Origin of the sequence: Alteromonas mediterranea DE (assembly GCF_000020585.3) — a bacterium.
GTDB classification, from domain to species: domain Bacteria; phylum Pseudomonadota; class Gammaproteobacteria; order Enterobacterales; family Alteromonadaceae; genus Alteromonas; species Alteromonas mediterranea.
Map to the genome: position 1 here is coordinate 2517452 of NC_011138.3, position 19090 is coordinate 2536541.

The 19090-nt window shown below is 44.8% G+C and carries 19 protein-coding genes; 9 read left to right on the top strand and 10 right to left on the bottom strand.

Annotated features, from left to right (window positions below):
- Positions 1-81: 81 nt before the first annotated feature.
- A complete protein-coding gene (locus MADE_RS11210; RefSeq protein ID WP_012519106.1) occupies positions 82-411 on the bottom strand; it encodes a DUF3718 domain-containing protein in 330 nt (109 codons plus the stop codon).
- A 399-nt stretch (positions 412-810) separates the two neighbouring features.
- Positions 811-1605, bottom strand: a complete 795-nt coding sequence (locus MADE_RS11215; RefSeq protein ID WP_012519107.1) for a DUF2189 domain-containing protein — start codon at positions 1603-1605, stop codon at positions 811-813.
- A gap of 272 nt (positions 1606-1877) precedes the next feature.
- On the opposite strand from MADE_RS11215, the gene MADE_RS11220 reads away from it, so the two are divergent.
- The 5 genes from MADE_RS11220 (at position 1878) to MADE_RS11240 (ending at position 7116) form a co-directional block, all read left to right on the top strand.
- Entirely contained in the window at positions 1878-3098 is a 1221-nt protein-coding gene (locus tag MADE_RS11220) for a pyridoxal phosphate-dependent aminotransferase (RefSeq protein WP_012519108.1), read from the top strand.
- 1 nt (position 3099) lies between these two features.
- On the top strand, positions 3100-3699 hold the full coding sequence (yfbR, locus tag MADE_RS11225; protein WP_012519109.1) for a 5'-deoxynucleotidase: 600 nt from the start codon (positions 3100-3102) through the stop codon (positions 3697-3699).
- A gap of 79 nt (positions 3700-3778) precedes the next feature.
- Positions 3779-5122 carry an anti-phage deoxyguanosine triphosphatase gene (locus MADE_RS11230; protein ID WP_012519110.1) on the top strand — a complete coding sequence of 448 codons (1344 nt, stop codon included), beginning with the start codon at positions 3779-3781 and terminating at the stop codon, positions 5120-5122.
- 200 nt (positions 5123-5322) lie between these two features.
- The gene (gene msrP, locus MADE_RS11235) at positions 5323-6330 is read left to right on the top strand and encodes a protein-methionine-sulfoxide reductase catalytic subunit MsrP (RefSeq protein WP_012519111.1); all 1008 of its coding nucleotides are present in this window, start codon (positions 5323-5325) and stop codon (positions 6328-6330) included.
- A gap of 108 nt (positions 6331-6438) precedes the next feature.
- On the top strand, positions 6439-7116 hold the full coding sequence (locus tag MADE_RS11240) for a protein-methionine-sulfoxide reductase heme-binding subunit MsrQ (RefSeq protein ID WP_012519112.1): 678 nt from the start codon (positions 6439-6441) through the stop codon (positions 7114-7116).
- A gap of 24 nt (positions 7117-7140) precedes the next feature.
- On the opposite strand, the gene MADE_RS11245 is transcribed toward MADE_RS11240, so the two are convergent.
- Positions 7141-7572, bottom strand: coding sequence for a YqaA family protein (locus MADE_RS11245; RefSeq protein WP_231125022.1), 432 nt, complete (start codon positions 7570-7572; stop codon positions 7141-7143).
- Between the two features lie 271 nt (positions 7573-7843).
- Between MADE_RS11245 and MADE_RS11250 the strand changes: the two genes are divergently transcribed.
- The 3 genes from MADE_RS11250 (at position 7844) to MADE_RS20590 (ending at position 9344) form a co-directional block, all read left to right on the top strand.
- Positions 7844-8254 (top strand): hypothetical protein, encoded by a 411-nt coding sequence (locus MADE_RS11250; RefSeq protein WP_012519114.1) that lies wholly within the window; start codon positions 7844-7846, stop codon positions 8252-8254.
- Positions 8255-8503: 249 nt separating this feature from the next.
- On the top strand, positions 8504-8914 hold the full coding sequence (locus MADE_RS11255; RefSeq protein ID WP_232363059.1) for a YchJ family protein: 411 nt from the start codon (positions 8504-8506) through the stop codon (positions 8912-8914).
- A 262-nt stretch (positions 8915-9176) separates the two neighbouring features.
- Entirely contained in the window at positions 9177-9344 is a 168-nt protein-coding gene (locus MADE_RS20590) for a hypothetical protein (RefSeq protein WP_012519117.1), read from the top strand.
- A 174-nt stretch (positions 9345-9518) separates the two neighbouring features.
- On the opposite strand, the gene MADE_RS11260 is transcribed toward MADE_RS20590, so the two are convergent.
- The 4 genes from MADE_RS11260 to MADE_RS11275 form a co-directional block, all read right to left on the bottom strand.
- Positions 9519-10493 (bottom strand): NADPH:quinone oxidoreductase family protein, encoded by a 975-nt coding sequence (locus MADE_RS11260; RefSeq protein WP_012519118.1) that lies wholly within the window; start codon positions 10491-10493, stop codon positions 9519-9521.
- Between the two features lie 74 nt (positions 10494-10567).
- The gene (locus tag MADE_RS11265) at positions 10568-11626 is read right to left on the bottom strand and encodes a phosphotransferase family protein (RefSeq protein ID WP_012519119.1); all 1059 of its coding nucleotides are present in this window, start codon (positions 11624-11626) and stop codon (positions 10568-10570) included.
- 2 nt (positions 11627-11628) lie between these two features.
- Positions 11629-12864, bottom strand: coding sequence for an acyl-CoA dehydrogenase family protein (locus tag MADE_RS11270; RefSeq protein WP_012519120.1), 1236 nt, complete (start codon positions 12862-12864; stop codon positions 11629-11631).
- An 11-nt stretch (positions 12865-12875) separates the two neighbouring features.
- Positions 12876-13562: a histidine phosphatase family protein gene (locus MADE_RS11275; protein ID WP_020743764.1), complete on the bottom strand. Its 687-nt coding sequence runs from the start codon at positions 13560-13562 to the stop codon at positions 12876-12878.
- Between the two features lie 334 nt (positions 13563-13896).
- Here MADE_RS11275 and MADE_RS11280 point away from each other — a divergent pair, with 334 nt between their 5' ends.
- Positions 13897-16479, top strand: coding sequence for a TonB-dependent receptor (locus tag MADE_RS11280; protein WP_012519122.1), 2583 nt, complete (start codon positions 13897-13899; stop codon positions 16477-16479).
- On the opposite strand, the gene MADE_RS11285 is transcribed toward MADE_RS11280, so the two are convergent.
- The 3 genes from MADE_RS11285 to MADE_RS11295 all read right to left on the bottom strand — a co-directional run bounded on the left by MADE_RS11285 (position 16476) and on the right by MADE_RS11295 (position 18924).
- Positions 16476-17468 carry an XdhC family protein gene (locus tag MADE_RS11285; RefSeq protein WP_012519123.1) on the bottom strand — a complete coding sequence of 331 codons (993 nt, stop codon included), beginning with the start codon at positions 17466-17468 and terminating at the stop codon, positions 16476-16478. The genes MADE_RS11280 and MADE_RS11285 overlap by 4 nt on opposite strands.
- Positions 17469-17498: 30 nt before the next feature.
- Positions 17499-18134 carry a DsbA family oxidoreductase gene (locus tag MADE_RS11290; RefSeq protein ID WP_012519124.1) on the bottom strand — a complete coding sequence of 212 codons (636 nt, stop codon included), beginning with the start codon at positions 18132-18134 and terminating at the stop codon, positions 17499-17501.
- A 136-nt stretch (positions 18135-18270) separates the two neighbouring features.
- Positions 18271-18924 (bottom strand): SGNH/GDSL hydrolase family protein, encoded by a 654-nt coding sequence (locus tag MADE_RS11295; RefSeq protein WP_012519125.1) that lies wholly within the window; start codon positions 18922-18924, stop codon positions 18271-18273.
- Between the last annotated feature and the right edge of the window lie 166 nt (positions 18925-19090).

The following is a 19090-nucleotide window of genomic DNA, read 5'->3' on the forward strand; positions in this document are numbered from 1 at the left end:
CACTGTCGTCGTTACAAATAAACGCCGTTTTGTGAAACCTACCCCGCTTTTTCTGGCTTTAACTTTACCGCCGTCAATGCCTTAGCTACGCGACATTAGGTAATCGTGAACGGCATCAGCATGACGCTCTACAGAAAACTCAATAAGGCTACTACCGTTACACGTTAAGCCTTCTTCAGACGTTACCATACGCAGAACTTCACGCTGGCTCGCACCAATACGACCTACATTACGCGAAAGGCTCGAACGAAGTACACGAACGTCGTCATTGATGATAGCTTTGCAAAAACCAGCGAACTGGGTTTCACCAACAAAACGAACATCTTTTTGTGGTGCGGCGGCGCTTGCGTTAATACTGAACGCAACGGTTGCTGTAGCAGCAAGTACTTTCACTGTTTTGGCTAATTTCATTTTTAAATCCTCAATGTGTGGATAAAGGTGTTAAACAAGTTTGTGGCAAACTCTTACATAGTGGTTGAAGCAGCCAGAAGAACTGCTCAACGCCCTTTATTTATGCATCAAGAATGAAATTTATTCTGTTGAATGTTTGTGTAAGGCGAGTAAAGGTAAGGTAAATCCAGTTGTTACATAAAGATTAACAACTCATGCCGCTGATTTTAAAAGATTTTCTTACATTTCATATTACTAATATATCTAAAGGGGGGATTTAATGGAAAAAACAAATATAACACTAAAGTATAAAAAGGCCCCTATCGGAGCCTCAAAACTGTAATTTTAACAAAATATATTGCAGTTTAGCGCAAATACCACACGATAAAAGCCACTCTTCCTGTAATTAAATTACAAATTTTACTCGTATTTACGCGCTCTTTTCGTTTCAATTGCATCTATATATGCATGCCAAGACCCATAGCCAATGATAGGCATAAGTACAATAAAACCTATGAACCCAGTCACATAACCTATCGCAACCGCACTAAAGATAATCGCGCCCCAAATAAGCATAGGTATTTTGTTTAGCCATACCGCATTGACGCTGGTTAATACCGCTGTGGCAAGGTCAACTTTGCGCTCCATCAAAATTGGTTGAGTAAAAGCCGTTATGAACAGCATTGCTAATGTAAAGCCTGCGCCCACAATCGTTCCTAAAACTAAAAACGGTAGCAGGCTTTCTAAATCATTTTCTATGTAAGGTGGGTAAAGCGCATGAATTAGTGACGCCACCCGTAGCCAAAAGATCATCATTACCATAATCAAAATGGCAAATCCCCATTCGTTGAAGGCGTTGCGACGCATTGCTCTAAGTGAATGTCTAAGGGTGGGTTTATGGCCTTTTTCCATTTCCCAACTGACGTCGTACAACCCTGCTGCTAAAAATGGGCCAATAAGCATAAAACACACAATGGCAGGAAGTATAACCAGGTGCCAGCCAGTCATTTCAACCAAGTACATAATAAACCACGGAATTACAGCAAAGAGCACCCCATAAAATAAAGTTAACCCTGGTGCGCGCATGGCATCTCGAAGCGCCAATGACAACCATTTAATCGGGTCGCCAACGTCTAGTTCCTTACACGGAATAACGCGTGCTATACCGCTTTGCGTAATGGCGTTTTCCTGTGTTTCTTTGAAATGGTGCGACATATTCTAATCACCTCTGATTGTTAGCCTGTTCCTTATTAGCGTGTTTTTTATACACACCTTACTACTACGATAGGCATAGAATGAAAAGTTCACAAGCTATTAACATAATTTTTATACTTAAGTGATAAGTGGATTATTCATCTCGTTATATGTCTAATAATTGGCCACTCGATGAAAAAAGTGTCGTTTTCAGACGAAATACTGCAAAAATGCCATCGCATATAGCCTTGTATTGCGATAATCTCAGGGTATGTAAATCAACCAGATAGACCATGAAAACTGTATCTCGCTCACATAAATTAGATAACGTTTGTTACGACATCAGAGGCCCTATTGCTGCGCAAGCAAGAAAAATGGAAGATGAAGGTCACCGCATTTTAAAATTAAATATCGGTAACCCTGCCCCATTTGGTTTTGAAGCCCCTGACGATATCGTAAAAGACGTTATTCATAACCTGCCCACGTCTCAAGGCTATTCAGACTCAACAGGAATTTATGCCGCCCGCGTAGCCGTGATGCAGTACTACCAGCAGCGCAACATCAAAGATATTCGCGTAGATGATGTGTACATAGGAAATGGTGTTTCTGAGCTTATTATGATGGCAATGCAGGCTTTGCTAAATCATGGTGACGAAGTACTGATCCCGAGCCCAGACTATCCGCTGTGGACGGCAGCAGTAAGCTTGTCTTCAGGTTCTCCAGTGCATTACCGCTGTGACGAGCAGGCAGGCTGGTTCCCCGATATCGACGACATCAAAAGCAAAATTACCAGTAAAACCCGCGCGATTGTTTTAATTAATCCAAACAACCCAACTGGTGCGGTATACGACAAAGCACTATTACAAGAGGTGGTTGAGGTTGCCCGGGAACATGGTTTGGTAGTATTCAGTGACGAAATTTACGATAAAATTTTGTACGACGAAGCCCAGCACACAAGCATAGCATCATTGGCTGACGACGTATTTTTTGTCACGTTCGGCGGTTTAAGTAAGAACTACCGCGTAGCAGGGTTTCGCTCTGGCTGGCTAGTAGTAAGTGGAAACAAGCGACTGGCATCTGACTATATTGACGGGCTGAATATTCTCTCTTCCATGCGAATGTGTGCCAACGTGCCGTGCCAAAGTGCAATACAAACTGCACTTGGCGGCTATCAAAGCATCAACGATTTAGTTAATGAAAATGGACGACTGCGCATACAGCGCGACGTTACCACCGATATGCTCAATGGCATCGACGGTATTTCATGCGTTAAACCTAAAGGTGCAATGTACTGTTTCGCCAAGGTGGATGAGAAGAAGTTTAACATTCACAATGATGAGCAAATGGTACTGGACTTATTAAGCTCCGAAAAAATTCTTTTGGTTCACGGTCGCGCGTTTAACCTAACCGAAGGTACCTATTTCAGATTGGTATTTTTACCTCACAGTGACGTACTCGTACCGGCATTGCACCGTATAGGCAACTTCTTTAGAACCTATAAGCAAGGGACATAGCGTGAGTGATAAAAGCCACTTTTTTGCCCATTTAGCGCGCTTAAAGCTTATTAACCGCTGGCCGCTAATGCATAACGTGCGTACAGAAAACGTGCAAGAACACAGTCTACAAGTGGCGATGGTGGCGCATGCTCTTGCACTTATAAAAAACAAGTTTTTCGGCGGTACGTTAAACCCTGATCGTATTGCCACCATGGCGATTTTTCACGATGTGTCTGAGGTGCTAACGGGCGATCTACCTACCCCAGTAAAATATTTTAACCCTGCGATAAAAGAAGAATACAAAAAAATTGAGAAGATTGCCGAGAACAAGCTTATTGAAATGGCACCTGAAGCATTTCGTGAAGACTATGCGGCACTGATTGATCACCACTACCACAGTGAAGAAGAAGCCTTCATCGTAAAAGCAGCAGATGTGCTTTGCGCTTATCTGAAAACGCTAGAAGAACTTGCTGCTGGCAACCAAGAATTTAAGCTGGCTAAAAAGCGTTTAGATAAAACCCTTAAAGAGTATCATTCTGAAGAGGTAGACTACTTTTTAACACGCTACGTACCAAGCTTTTCATTAAGCCTTGATGAAATCACACAAGACGATATGTGATTAAGGTGAGTAACAGTCCACAAGTTACTTTATTGATGTAACAGAAACAGCAAACATCCAGCATGGCAGCGAGGTTTTTTTGGCAACAAGCAAATGGGAATTAGCATTACACGAGCGTCGTTTACCACGTAGTGAAACAAGAGACGGCGATCATCGCAATCCGTATCAGCGAGATAAAGCACGCGTGCTTCACAGCGCTGCCTTTCGCAGGTTACAGGCGAAAACCCAAGTACTTGGCGTGGGGCTAAGCGACTTTTATCGTACACGGCTCACCCACTCGCTAGAAGCCGCCCAAATTGGTACAGGCATCACCGCTCAACTATGGGTGAAATTTCCTGACATTACCAGTAGGTTGGCACTCGACCCTACGTTAATTGAAACCTTGTGCTTAGCTCACGATATTGGACATCCGCCCTTTGGTCATGGCGGTGAAATCGCACTCAATTACATGATGCACCAATACGGCGGGTTTGAAGGTAACGGGCAAACGTTTAGGATCATTACTCAGCTTGAGCCCTACACTGCCGAGCACGGTATGAACTTGTGCCGAAGAAGCGTGTTAGGCTTAGTCAAATATCCAAACTTCATTGATGCCTTACATAGTAAAGGTCCTACACCTGAACGCCCTCTTTCACTTCGTCAGGTTAAAGCCCATGACTGGCACCCGCCAAAGGGGCTTTTTCGCTGCGACGAACCTTTATTCGACTGGTTGCTTGCCCCCTTTAGCAATGAAGATAAAGACGCGTTTATGCAGTTTACGGCAAAACCGAATGGTCACAGCAAAACCCGGTTTAAGTCGTTTGACTGTTCAATAATGGAGTTGTCGGACGATATTGCCTATGGCATTCACGATTTAGAAGATGCCATTGTTATGGACATGGTAAGCAAACATCATTTTGTCGAGGACGTAACCACCCCACTAAAAGCCCTTGACGTACCATGGTTGTCAGACAATATAGAAGCCCTAACAAACAAGCTATTTAGCGCAGCACATCACGAAAGGAAGAATGCCATAGGTGCGCTGGTAAATAGCTTTATTACCGCTATTGAGATTAAGGGGGTAGACGGCTTTTCTCATCCACTACTTGCGTTTAACGCGGTTATGCCACAGCTGTTTGCCGAAGCGCTAGAGCTTTTCAAACGGTTTGTGTTTAACAAAGTAATACGCCGCCCCGACGTTCAGCTTCTTGAGTACAAAGGACAGTTGGTGGTTATGGAGCTGTTCGAAGCATTTGCGTCAGACCCAGACCGCCTGCTCCCTGAGAACACCCAAGAGCGATGGCGCAAAGCCTGTGAAGACGATAACGGCATGCGCGTACTGGCAGATTATATATCTGGCATGACCGACGAATTTGCCTCTCGCTTATACAGCAACATATTTTCCCCTAAACAAGGCGGCATTCAAGATAGTTTGCACATGTAAGCTAGCTTACTTTTTATAAATTTTTGAAATGAAAAGGCCGCTGCTTCGGTCTTTTTTATAATCTCGGTGTCAATAAATAACAATGCTATTGAAACTTAAACCCATTGTTCACGTAGTTAACACTGTTAGATACTCCCCAAGATAGTGAATATAGATACTCGAGTGGGTAAATCAGCCGTTTTTGTAAGTAAGGTGATGTAATGCCAAAACCATTTAAAGCCTCAGTAAAATTGACCGATAACGATGTAACTAATGAAGGCGTTTATATGAATCGTCGTTCATTGCTCAAATCTATGGGCTTTGTAGGCGCGTCTACGTTACTTGCGAAGTCAGCTGGTGCAGCAGGTTGGTTTTGGGAAGACGAAGAAGAGAAAGCTGCCTTTAAAGGTAAGGCGCTTGAGTTTAGTCAGCCTCCCAGGTTTCAAATAGCGGAAACCCGTACGCCTGAAGATAAAGTCACCAGCTACAATAATTTTTATGAATTTGGTACGTCAAAAGATGCACCAGCTAAAAATGCGACTGAATTTCAAACCAACCCGTGGACGTTAAAAATTGACGGCATGGTAAAAAATCCACTTGAACTTGACCATGACGCACTAACAAAACGCTTTCCTCTTGAAGAGCGAATTTACCGCCTGCGCTGTGTTGAAGCGTGGTCAATGGTAGTGCCGTGGATTGGGTTTGAACTCGGCGCGCTATTAAAGCAAGCCGACCCGTTGATGTCAGCTAAATACGTGGCGTTTGAGGCCTTATACGACCCAGAGCAAATGCCGGGGCAAAGAAGTCGCTTTACCGGTGGCGGTATTGAATACCCATATATGGAAGGCTTACGTCTTGATGAAGCCATGCACCCGCTAACACTTATGTCTGTTGGTCTTTATGGTAAAACGCTGCCACCGCAAAACGGCGCGCCAATAAGATTGGTTGTCCCTTGGAAATACGGATTTAAGAGCATTAAGTCTATTGTTCGAATTCGCCTTACCGATAAAAAGCCCCCTACAACCTGGAATCGACTGGCAGCCAACGAATATGGCTTTTATGCCAATGTGAACCCTAACGTGGCACACCCTAGATGGAGTCAGGCCAGCGAGCGTAGAATTACAACAGGGGGGCTTCTTGCGAGAAACCGTATCGACACGCAGATGTTCAATGGTTATAGCGAAGTTGCGCCACTTTATAAAAGTATGGACCTTACGCGTAATTACTAGTTTCGCTGTTGCTAGTAGAGAAATTGCATTGCTTTGCATAGGTGTACATAACCAGCGCAGGTTACATGTACGCCCCGCTCGTTTTTATATTATCAGGTTGTGTTATTAATGCGCTTAAGAAAAAAACCATTTAGATTTACCCCATGGCAACGCCGCGGTTTAAAGGCCATCATCCACGGTTTTGCTTTAGGTTATGTCGCGTGGTTGTTTTTGGCAGGTATCACCGACCAGCTCGGCCCCGACCCCGTGAATACGTTAATCAACGAAACCGGCACATGGGCCATTCATTTTTTACTATTAACACTAACCCTAAGCCCACTTGCCAAATGGCTCCCCAGTCCAGAGCCAATACAATTCAGGCGCATGATTGGTGTTTACGCCTTCGTATATGCCTTTGCCCACTTGTTTACCTACATTTTCTTCGAACTTCAGCTAGATATGGCATTGGTTGCCAGTGAAATAGTGAGTAGACCTTACATTATTGTTGGCATGATTGCGCTCATACTGCTTGTTGCACTTACGGCTACGTCATTTAAACGCCTTCAGCGAAAAATGGGAAGAAAATGGCAAACGCTACATAATAGTATTTATTTGGTTTTGCCCCTTGCACTGCTTCATTTTAGCTGGTCACAAAAAACCTTTTGGCAAGAACCTGTATGGTATTGGCTGGTAGGTTTGCTCTTAATGAGCCCTAGAATTAAGCGATGGTATTCAACTTACCAGAGAAAACAGCAAGGGAGAAAAAGCACGGCGAAAAAAGGAAGAGGTAAAGAGAATATCGCCTAGTGCAAAAGTGATGCTCCCCCCTTCTTAAGACAAAACATAAAGCAGCGCAGCATACCGTCCTGTTTTGCTTAGCGTGACTGCAAGCATAAAAAACCACAGGGGGCTTCTCAACACGCCCGCGACTAGTGTTATAGGGTCGCCGATGATCGGCACCCAGCATAAAAATAAGCTCCACTTGCCCCATCGCGTAAACACACTGCTCGCTCGATTAAATGTAGCCTCGCTAATATTAAGTTTTTGAGTGGCGATATCCTTTCCAAACGCATACCCCAGTAAATAGTTAACCAGCGACCCCAGTACATTTCCTATAGAAGCAACAACGAGCAATATTGCCCCATTTAAGCCACTACCATACAGTGCGCTTAAAACAATCTCTGAACTAAAAGGCAAAATAGTGGCAGCTAAAAATGCCGATAAAAACATGCCTAAATAGCCTAAATGTATTAGTGCACTCAATGTTTTCCCACGTTTATACAGTAGTTAGTGTTGTGAAAATCATGCGCATTCTACCCTATCGAGTTCAGAAAAGTCTTTGAAAGAAATAAGCGGAATAAAAAACTTATTACTTTTTATAGAGTTACATTTCCTCCCGCAAATTGTGCGAAAAAAGTACAACTAACCACTTGCCAAAACAGCAAATTATCAATACTGTATACACATACACACTGTATAAGAAGCCAGTATTAAGAAATTGGGCTTTAACGTTACATTCATTAAGGGTTTTATTATGAGCACATCTTCAGTTTCACGATTAAATGCATTGCGCGCTTCGGTTTCAAATGTTGTTCAGCTTCCTCTACCTATAGAAGGTTTCCCTAGTGAAAAGAACAACACGGGAAAAGGCGCTAACGATAAAGGCTGGAATTACTTGCTTTCAAATACAGTTTCTTTTTCGAAAACGGTTGACCATGCCATACGTATTCAGAAGCCAGAAAAAGAAAAAATGCCGGAGTGGATCAGCAAGCTTATTACGGGTGGACAGTGTAAAACACTGTATGTCGAAAATATTGATCTAGACCTACAGCCTACTGACAGCGAGATGATTAGAAAACTTTGTGAACTTTATTCCGTTAGCTTAGTTAACGTGCGCGTAGATAGCGTAAACGATGTACAGAATGTTGCGTTAGGTCCGTGGTAAGTAGTTTTTCCCTAACCAGCGGTGCTAGCTCTTTTTTGGCAGGTATCGTGCCATGCTTGCGCGTAACAACAACAGCATATATTCAAAAAGTTTGGGCCTAATGGCACATGCAATTATACTGTGGCGTTTTGTACACCGTTATTTATGAGTTGCCCTATGCGCTGTTTTTGTTGCTCTTCAAAACCCTTCCAAGCATGTTGCGAGCCTTTTATAAAAGGCGATAAAACCCCTGTTACTGCCGAGCAACTTATGCGTTCGCGATTTTCTGCCTACGCCACTGCGCAATACGCCTATATTCTCGACACCTATACTCAAGAAAAACAGCAAGGTCTGTCTGTAGATGATTTAGCGCAAAGCGCTCAAGGCGCTAAGTGGTTTGCTCTTCAGGTACATTATGCGCAATCTGAAGAAAGCGCAGAGCCAAATACAAGCGCTACTTTACATTCAGATACCGTTGAATTTACAGCCTTTTATTTTGAAGATAAAAAAATGTATCAGCTGCATGAAACCTCCAACTTTAGAGTTGAAAACGGCGCGTGGCGGTATCATGATGGCACACTGCACGATGACTGCGGAAAAGTTAAATATGGCAGGAACCTTCCCTGTGTATGTGGAAGCAATAAAAAGTTCAAGCAATGCTGCGCTAATAAAAGCCATTAACTACGTGCAAACGACACGCTTCATGTTCTAACGTATATCGGTTCAATAAGCTCCTTTAACAGAACAAAGCAACCAACTTTCCCCCTCTCGTTAACGATTCACTTTTTAGTCAATGGTGCTATTATAAAAAGTGAGCTGATTTTTTTAACCCGTTGATCTAAAAAGTTTGTTCGCCAACACAGTACTGCGAAAGGGTTGCTAGCACCTTTGAATTGCTGAATACCCTCTGCAGTATTTAAAACATGCTAAAACAAGGACAGTTATGAAAAGCTTCGTACGATTTGCGACAACACTTATTGCCACTACTTTGCTTTTTGGATGCGGAGGTAGCGACTCGAGTAATACACTCGATGAACTTAATAAAAATCGAGCAAAATGGGAGAACGCGAATATTGATAGCTACCAGTTCGAGTTTAGGGTTGTATGCTGAAGTAAATGTTGAATTGATCCCCGAATAATTTAACCTTGATACGTTCAAAAAAGCCTAAACACACTGTCGTGTTTAGGCTTTTCTATAGATTAAACCATTGCTAATAAGACGCTTTTTTAGAACATAATCAGTGCTAGCGCACGGTCTTTACTACTGCTCACTCAACCGTCGTCATTAAGGCACTAACACCATCTTGCCTTTTACCTCTCGATTCATAACTTTAGCCATGGCTTTGGTCGCTTGCTCTAATGGCAGCGCTTCATCTACCACCACTTTAACTTTGCCTTGCACATACCAGGTAAGAAGCTCTTGCATATTTTCAGCGAACCCTTTCGGGTCGTGCTGAGTAAACGAACCCCAGAATACGCCCATAACTGAGTAACCTTTAACCAAAGCAAGGTTAACCGGAAATTTAGGTATCTCACCACCGGCAAAACCAACGACAAGTAACCGTCCTTCCCATGCCATGCTTCGGCTACATGCGTGAAAGGTATCGCCACCAACACATTCATAAACGACATCAGCGCCTTTCCCGCCAGTTACTTCTTTCAGCGTTTCTTTTAGGTCTTTTTCTTTGTAGTTAATTAAAACATCAGCCCCGTACTCTTTAGCAAGGGCAAGCTTTTCTTCCGTTGAGCAAACGGCAATAACTTTAGCGCCCATTATCTTGCCTATCTGCACAGCCGCCAAACCAGTACCACCAGCAGCACCGGTTACAACCAGTGTTTCACCAGGTTGCAGCTTCGCGCGCTGTTTCAAAGCGTGATGCGCTGTTGCATGGGCAGTTACAAGGGCTGCCCCTTCATTCACATGAATAGGGTCAGGTAATGGCATAACATGGGTGGCTGGAATAAGTGCTTTTTCTGCATAGCCACCTAAGTTAGAAAGCGCAATAACGCGCTGACCTTCTTTTAGATGACTCACACCCTCGCCCACTTCGGTGATTGTACCCGCCACTTCGTTACCCGGAATAAATGGGAAGTCGGGCTGCATCTGATACAAACCCTGCACTAAAAGCCCATCAGGAAAGTTAACCCCTGCCGCTTCTACATTAACAACGACATGGCCCTTTTTTACTACTGGGTCTGCAACATCTTTAAATTGAAGGTCATCAAGTGGACCAAAGGCTTCACATACAATTGCTTTCATACTGTCTCCAGTTTTTTGTTCGACCCGTAAGTTGAGTTGAGCGAATACAGGCCGTTAAATGGGTTATATTTCGTTTATTCGCTATGGTGTATGGTTTTATTGGCAATTTGCGCAAGCGGGCGCACCATTGCACCTAGCTGCATGGCTTTTTCACTTGATGCATTACCCTCGTGTGCGCGCTTTACTACACCTTGTAAAATAGCGGCTAATCGGAAAAAGCTAAAGGCAAGGTAAAACGTCCAATTATCGATAGCGTCAATACCTCTGCGCTGGCAGTAGGTATTTATGTATTCCTGTTCACTGGGAATGCCTAACTGCTTCCTATCTAGCCCTCCTAGACCAGCAGCATGCGCAATATCAGACGGAAGGCGCAGCTGCATACATTGGTATGCTAGATCGGCATACGGATGCCCTAGGGTAGATAACTCCCAATCCAAAACGGCAACAACCTTTGGCTGTTCGTTGTTAGACATATCAAACATCATATTGTCTAAACGAAAATCACCGTGAACTAAAGACACCTGCCCATCGTCTTCAGGTAAATTCGACTCGAGGTACTGAATTAAACTTTCAATTTCTTCGATATGCTCTAATTCAGACGCTCGGTACTGCTTTGTCCAGCGACTTAGCTGACGTTCAAAGTAGCTGCCCGGTTTTCCGTAATCACGTAAACCTGCATTTTCGATATCTACACTGTGAAGCGCGGCCAGCACGCGGTTCATTTCATCGTACATAGCACCGCGAGTAGCACAAGACGCAATTTCAGGTAGCGCACTATTCCAGTAAATGTCACCTTCAACAAAGGCCATTATGTAAAACATACTTCCGATAATGCTGGTATCTTCACACAAATGGTACACTTTAGGCACCGGCACATCAGAGCCTTGCAGAGCGTTAATAACCCGGAATTCCCGGTCTACCGCATGGGCAGATTTTAACAGTTTGCCCGGAGGTTGACGGCGTAGTACATATACGCCGTTATCCGTCGTTAACTTAAACGTTGGGTTTGACTGTCCGCCTGCAAACTTATCAGCACTTTCTACGTGGCCAACACTGGGGCATGCCTTAGCAAGGTATGAATTTAGCACCGCCAAATCTATTGCATGGGCGTTTTTAGTATTGTCTTGAGACACACTTACTCCTTAGGCATTTTTTCAGCAATCAGGTTACGCCCAAGCTGCATCATATGAACCTCGTCAGGGCCGTCAGCCAACTTAATTGTGCGTGCATAGGCATACATAGCAGATAACACGAAATCCTGACTGGTTCCCGCCGCACCGTGCATTTGAATCGCTTGATCAATGACTTTACACGCCATAGTAGGTGCCACTATTTTGATGGCAGCAATGATGTCTCGCGACACTTTGTTCCCATAGCGGTCCATCTTGTCTGCCGCTTTTAGCGTAAGTAACCGCGCTTGCTCAATATCACAATGCATTTGCGCAATGTTTTCTCTTATCGACTGCTGTTTAGCTAACGGCTTACCAAACGCCACGCGTTGTTCAACACGCTCACAGGCCATGTCTAATGCACGCTGGGCGCATCCAATTAAGCGCATACAGTGATGAATTCGACCCGGGCCCAAACGGCCTTGTGCTATTTCAAAGCCTCGCCCTTCACCGAGTAATAAATTTTCAGCCGGTACGCGTACCTCTTCGAACAATACTTCAGCATGACCTACAGGCTCGTCGTAATAGCCCATTGCGGCCATTGGGCGAACAATGGTTACGCCTTTGGTATCCATAGGTACCAGAATTTGTGACTGCTGTTGGTGACGAGGCGCATCGAAGTCTGTCTTACCCATTACCACCATAATTTTGCAGTTTTCGTTCATCGCTCCGCTGGTGTACCACTTACGACCATTGATCACGTATTCATCGCCATCGCGCTTTATCGAAGTTTCAATGTTGGTGGCATCACTCGATGCTACAGCCGGCTCAGTCATTGCGAACGCTGAGCGAATTTCGCCGTTTAACAAAGGCTCTAGCCATTGCTTTTTATGACTGTCGTTGCCGTATTTGGCTAATACTTCCATATTGCCGGTGTCAGGTGCGCTACAGTTAAATATTTCAGCGCTGAATAGCACGCGCCCCATCTCTTCACAAAGGGGCGCGTATTCTGCGTTAGTAAGCCCTGCACCATAGGGTTTGTACTCTTCTGGTAAAAACAAATTCCAAAGACCGGCGTCTTTGGCACGCTGTTTCAGCGTTTGCATCATTTCAGGCGTTTTCCAACGACCTTCGCCGTTGGTCGCTGAGCTATTTTCTACGGCGTGAATATATTCCTTTTCAATTGGATACACTTCGTCTTTCATAAACGCTTTTAGCTTTTCTAAAAGTGCTTGGGTCTTTTCATTATATTCAAAGTTCATAATTGCCCCATTTAGCTGTAGGTAATGGCGTGCAACCTGTCAGTCACATCCAGGTGAGGTACGCTGTTGAAGTTATTTAAATGAACACCTCGCGCATTAGCGAAGCATTGCGAAAAACTGGCGTTTCGTATCTGCAAGTTCATATTCACAACCGTGGCTGAATCGTAGCCAAGTATATGTTTAAGCATCATGGCAATAGCGCCCCCAGAACTAACCACTAATACCCGTTTAGCGTCGGTACTTTTAAGGTGAGTGAGCATTGAATGCACTCTATCTTCAAACTGTCCCCAAGTTTCATCGAGCAGATCGTGGGCAAGTTCGTCTTGCGACCACGCAATCATGGCTTTTTTGAGCAGCCGGTAATATTCGGATGGCGACGCCCCTTCCGGCACTTTCGCTTCGGGGTAACGGATTAAGTACGCTTTGGCTACGGCTTGAAAGTTAAATTCATTTAGCGCACTGTTTACCGATGCTTCGGGTAATGTGTATCGGTTTGACGCTAGGCCAGCGGCTATGCCGTCTTTGGTTTCGTGATGGCGCACCATATCGCCAGTGAAGACTTCATCGAAATGAATATCGCGGTGTTTGAAATAATCCCCAAGCCAAATGGCTTGCTGCCCACCTAAGTCGCTAAGTTTGTCATAGTTAGCTTTACCAAATGATGCTTGACCATGGCGCACTAAGTAGATGTCTGTCATACCACTGCCTGATGTTATTAATATGTTAACTTGCTTTCACCATACTAAGGAAAACAGCAATATAAGTTTAATTGATATTTTGAATGAGTATGCATCAGGTGAAACTATTCGCTGAAGCGAGTTGAGCATTTTTGATACGTTCAAAACAAAATTGGACATGGTGAGATCAAGTACGTGCAATTTTAGTGCTTAAGATTGTATATTAATGCAGCATTAGTGATGTCGTATGGATGTAGACAAAGGAAAAGTGTAAGGGACTGCGCGCAATTGGACGCGACCTCGTCGTGATAAGTTTTGCTGGAAGCGCACGGCTTCCCCACTCAAAAGAAACAAAATGAAATCGCCTACACCTGCTCTACCTACGTTAAATAAAATCACATTTTACCTATTGGGTGCGCCTTTACTCGTGGCTATACCTATTCTGGCTTATGCAGAAGTTGATGATGTTTCTCAACCCACTACGAGCACGCTTGAGCACATTGTTGTTCATGCCCAGAAAACACCGCAGAATTTGCAGGATGTGCCAGTGGCAGTTACTGCGTTATCTGGCAAGGATTTAGTCGAAACCGTAAGCAGAGATGTGTTTGACCTTCAAAATTACGTGCCTGCTTTCGGCGCGTTTCAAAACCAAAGTGTAACTAACTCAGGCTTTTCTATACGAGGTATCGGTACTTCTTCACAAAACTTTGGTTTCGAGTCTTCTGTTGGACTCTATGTTGATGGCGTTTATCGCTCTCGGCAGAATGCTCTTATCAATGATGTAGTCGATATTGAATCGATAGAAGTTTTACGCGGCCCGCAGGGCACCTTGTTTGGCAAAAATACTGCTGCGGGGGCCATGACACTTACCACTACTCCCCCTTCCCATAACGATCGCGACGGTTTTGCTGAAGCTATTGTCGGGAACGATGCGCTTGTGCGCTTAAGCGCCGGCTCGTCCTTTTCACTTGTTGAAGATATTCTGGCGCTTCGCCTATCCGGCTTCACGTCGCACAGCGACGGCTTTATTACAGACAAAGAAAGTGGAAAAACGCTTAACAACCGAAATCGCTCTGCTATCAAAGCGCAGTTGCTGTATACACCTAGTGACAGCGTTAGCGTAAAGGTAATTGCCGACTATGGCGAGTTAGACGAACGCTGCTGCGGCGCTCTTACCTACCAAAACAATATACAAGCAAACCAAGTAGAGGGTAAGTTCGGTACTGATGCGTTACTTTTACAGCCCCCCTTCGACGCCACGGTATACGGGCGCGAAGACTTTTACCGTTTCAATACGTCGTTGTCTCAAACGCCCATATCTCAAATGGAAGATAAAGGCCTATCGGTTCAAGTTGATTTCGATATTAATAAGGCGTGGCATTTAGTAAGTATAAGTGCCTATCGGGCATTTGACAGCCTAGACTCGGTAGATACTGACTTTTCTAACGCGGATTTACTTAATGCGACCAACGATGCGCAGCAACAGTCGTTCTCTCAGGAGCTAAGGCTTCACTATCGCAGTGGTGTACTTGAAGGACTCATTGGTGCCTACTATTACAGTCAAAATTTAGACCTTACTTTTGATACAACAACTCAGGCCGATTTCAGCGTGTTTTTTAATGCGGTCGCAGGTGACTTACTCCCATTAGCAAACGCTATAGATGAACTCAGTGCGCTAACCTCTGGTCTTATTGCCCCTTCTGCTTCTCCAGCGCCACCCAACACCGCTTTTATACATAATGCAGATCAAGAGCAAGACAGTTTTGCAGTGTTTACTCAATTCGATTGGCGGTTTAGCGATATGCTAACCCTGACCTCGGGGTTACGATTTACGCAAGAAAAGAAAACAATTAAAGGCCAATTTGATGAACAAGGGCCAGGGATTGATGGCCTGGAACAAGATCCTACAAAGTGGCCGAATATCAACATCGCTCTCCTTGGCTTGCAAGAAATTGGGGCCGCATTGGCGCAAGGGGACTTTCCTTCACAAAGTTCGCTTAACGCCATAGCCCCCTTCCAACAAACGGGCTGGGGTTACTTCTTTTTCGGCTCAGCTGCCGTAATGCCCCGCCCAGATTTGAATGAAAGCATAGAAGATGACCAGCTCACAGGTACAGTAAAGCTAGCTTACCACCCTCAAGACAACACCTTAGCGTATGCAAGCTTCGCCACTGGCTATAAAGCGGGAGGGACTAACACAGATAGAATTCTTCCGGGCCTAAGCCCGCTATTTAACGCAGAAAAATCTCGAAGCACTGAAGTCGGTATAAAACACGACTTTGAGGACGTCGGCCTTAGGGTAAATGCGGCGGCGCACTACACAAAAATTCAAGATTTTCAGGCAACCACGTTTACTGGCACCGGGTTTAACTTGCAAAACGCGGGAGATATCGCGGTTAGAGGTATTGAGCTAGAAGCAACGTGGCTAATCACATCAAACACAGAATTACACGCTAACGCATCGCGCACGCTTGCTAATTTTGACGAGTTTAAACAAGGCACGTGTTGGGTGGCTTACACCTGGCATACCGGCATCGACGACCCGGGCCGGGTTAATCCTGGCGATCCGTTTTGTGCAAGAGACGGCGATCGCGTGGGGTTCGAGCCGCAAAATTCTCTATCACTGATGCTTAACCACCATTTTGCGCTTGGTAATTACCCGCTTACCGCCAGTATTGACTATCAATACACAGGTGATGTTTTTCTTGATGATGCCAACGACCCTTACAAATACTCAGGCGCATTTTCGCAGTTTAATGCAAGATTACGCGTGAAGATTACTCAATGGGACAGCGAAATCATAGCGTGGTCGCGCAACCTATTCGATGAACAGTACGTTGCGCGAAGCGGTTTCGACGTGCCGGTACAAACCGGCAAAATCATGGCCTATCCCGGCGCACCAAGAAGCTTTGGCGTGACTTTCAGAAAGACGTTTTAACGCTTTAAATTCGTAGGTTTCGTGTGAAAAACAGCGTGGCACTGTGCTATCACAGACAAGGCAATGTGCTCAGGCAGTTCGCCACCAATATCGAAGCCCGCGGGACTGGCGAAGTACTGGCTAAAGTCGGTGTCTTGAATGCCCGCTAAATCCATAATTTCTTGCTTGCGATGAAGGGGCCCTAACATGGCCGTATAGGTTAACGCGCGTTTACTCAGTACTTGCAAGGCTTTGGCGTCTATTTCACGGTGGTGCGACATCAGCACGGCAGCTTGAATGTTATGCTCGCTTAAGTGTAAGCGCAAACCTTCAACAGATGGGTCTTCTATTAAATAATTAACCTCGGGGAAATGCTCAATTCTGGCTTGGGCGGGCCTTGGGTCCCAAAGGCTTACCAAATACCCTTGAAGGCTGGCAAGGCGCGTCATAAAGGTAGCGTCATAGCCCCCACCAATAACAAGCAGGTGAATAGGCGGAAGCATTAGTACCGATAAAGTACGCATTCCCTTGATGGTTTCAAGCGATGCCTTCCTTGGTTTAGCATTCGAATACTCTACTGCCTCGCACACGCCTCGCGTGCCGTCTACCGTACAGGCCCACTCGCACGCATCGCCATTTGTTAGCGTTTTACTGACCGCATCAAGAGAAAGGTACTGATTGTCTTGGTTAACCGGTACAAGCGATAGGTGCACCACGCCACCACAACCTACGCCCAATTTAAAGGCGATATCTTCTTCATCTTCATCATCGTAAACCGCCGTGCGACTCACACCATCAGTCATTACCCGCTGCGCTTTTTTAACAATGTCACTTTCTAAACACCCACCACTTAAAATACCAAGTTGATGGCCCGCATCGCTGAAAAGCATCATGGCGCCCGCTTTTCGATAGCAAGACCCCTCAGTCTTAAAAATGAAACCAAGCACCCACTTGTGCTTATCTTTTAGCGGTAGCCACTGCGACAGCAGATGATTAACGTGATTGCTCATAATTACCCTAGCGCTTGTTTAAACTGCTTATTACTGCGATGCTGCTTCTTTGATAAATGACGCAAGTGTGGCTGGCTCTTGTGCCCCCGCTACGCCCTGATTGCCAATCACAAAGGTAGGAACACTTTGAATTCCTCGCTGCATCCACAGTGTTTCTTCTTCACGCACAACAGACGCGTATTTACCGCTTTCTAGCACTTCGCTGGCCTGTGACTTATCAAGCCCTGCCCCTGCGGCAAGCTTTACTAGCACGGCATTATCATTTATGTCTTTGCCATCGGTAAAATAAGCGCTAAACAAACTTAGCTTCATCTGTTCTTCAAGCCCCTTCTCGGCTGCAAAGTGAATAAGTTGATGGGCTTTAAAGGTATTTTGCATGCGAGAGTCGTCGTCGAAATTAAACGCAAAGCCCACGTCTTTGCCTGCTTCTACAAGACGTGCTCTATTCTGCGCGCTTTGTTCTGCACCAATGCCATATTTCTCCATTATATGCTCACGTAAGTTCTGTCCTTCTTCAGGCATGTTTGGGTTTAGCTCGAAGGGGTGAAACTTAATGTCGACTTCAATATCGTCAAGCGTTTTAATGGCTTCTTGTAAACGCTGGTACCCTACGATACACCACGGACAAACCACATCGGACACCATATTTACGGTCACTTTCTGCATATTTGCTCTCTTTTATTGAAATCGTTATTACTTAGTTAAGGTTAGTAACTAGATAAGGTTGGTAACAAAATGAGGTTACTAAAAGAAACTTCAACCCCAAGGGATGCTTTATTTAGAGCTGCCGTAGAAAAATAAATTATCGTTTTAATCGCTCTAGCGCATGCTGTGCCCACAGTTGATATCCCTCTGCAGACGGGTGAAAGCCGTCTTCTGCCATTAGCCCACTTTGCTGAACACCTTGAACCGAACCCGTTACCTTAAGCGCTGGTACATAAAGCACTTCAGTGTTAGCCCAATTTACAACACACTGCTCAAGCACTTGATTTAGCAGAAGCGCCCTTAACCCAAGTAGCGCCCGCAAAGGCTGGGGTAGTGCGGGAAAACTGTGGATTGGTGGCAGCGCGGTAAACACGATTCGTTGGCAGTCGAATTTTTGGGTTAAGAGCTTATGCACAATTTCTATATTTTTTCGCCAGCGGGCTATCGAAACAAACTTAGTGACATCGTTTACACCAATAGAAACCAATGCTGATGCGAAGCTTTCAGCAGGTAGTCCATGTAGAAGCGCTATCACATCTTCACTTTTATAACCCGTTTTGGCATGTAGCGATACGTGGGTGGGGCTATGCTTAGACAAGCCAGCATACAGCAGCCCTGATAGCGCACGGTGCTGTGTATCAGCCCCAACGCCCGCGGCCGCTGAGTCGCCCACAACTAAAACACGATTTGATGTTGCCTTAATGTTTTTAAAAGCGGCAAATACCCGCTCCCCCCTAGGCTCAGGCAGCACTTGCGTTTTTTTTGCGAACCCAAAGCCCCTGTACCAGAATTAAGGGCATAAGCAAAACTGTAACTATATTTAACGCAAAAACCTTGAAGTAGATCAAAACAAGCCCCTGCCTTATTCATTATGCTAAATCTATATTGGTGAATAACCACCAAGATGGTTCAACATA

Bases quoted from the DNA above. Each gene is read 5' to 3' on its own strand.
- MADE_RS11220 (WP_012519108.1), top strand. From the start codon at position 1,878: ATGAAAACTGTATCTCGCTCACATAAATTAGATAACGTTTGTTACGAC.
- MADE_RS11240 (WP_012519112.1), top strand. From the start codon at position 6,439: ATGCGCTTAAGAAAAAAACCATTTAGATTTACCCCATGGCAACGCCGC.
- MADE_RS11270 (WP_012519120.1), bottom strand. From the start codon at position 12,864: ATGAACTTTGAATATAATGAAAAGACCCAAGCACTTTTAGAAAAGCTA.
- MADE_RS11210 (WP_012519106.1), bottom strand. From the start codon at position 411: ATGAAATTAGCCAAAACAGTGAAAGTACTTGCTGCTACAGCAACCGTT.
- MADE_RS11280 (WP_012519122.1), top strand. From the start codon at position 13,897: ATGAAATCGCCTACACCTGCTCTACCTACGTTAAATAAAATCACATTT.
- msrP (WP_012519111.1), top strand. From the start codon at position 5,323: ATGCCAAAACCATTTAAAGCCTCAGTAAAATTGACCGATAACGATGTA.
- MADE_RS11285 (WP_012519123.1), bottom strand. From the start codon at position 17,468: ATGAGCAATCACGTTAATCATCTGCTGTCGCAGTGGCTACCGCTAAAA.
- MADE_RS11290 (WP_012519124.1), bottom strand. From the start codon at position 18,134: ATGCAGAAAGTGACCGTAAATATGGTGTCCGATGTGGTTTGTCCGTGG.
- MADE_RS11275 (WP_020743764.1), bottom strand. From the start codon at position 13,562: ATGACAGACATCTACTTAGTGCGCCATGGTCAAGCATCATTTGGTAAA.
- MADE_RS11215 (WP_012519107.1), bottom strand. From the start codon at position 1,605: ATGTCGCACCATTTCAAAGAAACACAGGAAAACGCCATTACGCAAAGC.
- MADE_RS11260 (WP_012519118.1), bottom strand. From the start codon at position 10,493: ATGAAAGCAATTGTATGTGAAGCCTTTGGTCCACTTGATGACCTTCAA.
- MADE_RS11255 (WP_232363059.1), top strand. From the start codon at position 8,504: ATGCGTTCGCGATTTTCTGCCTACGCCACTGCGCAATACGCCTATATT.
- MADE_RS11250 (WP_012519114.1), top strand. From the start codon at position 7,844: ATGAGCACATCTTCAGTTTCACGATTAAATGCATTGCGCGCTTCGGTT.
- MADE_RS20590 (WP_012519117.1), top strand. From the start codon at position 9,177: ATGAAAAGCTTCGTACGATTTGCGACAACACTTATTGCCACTACTTTG.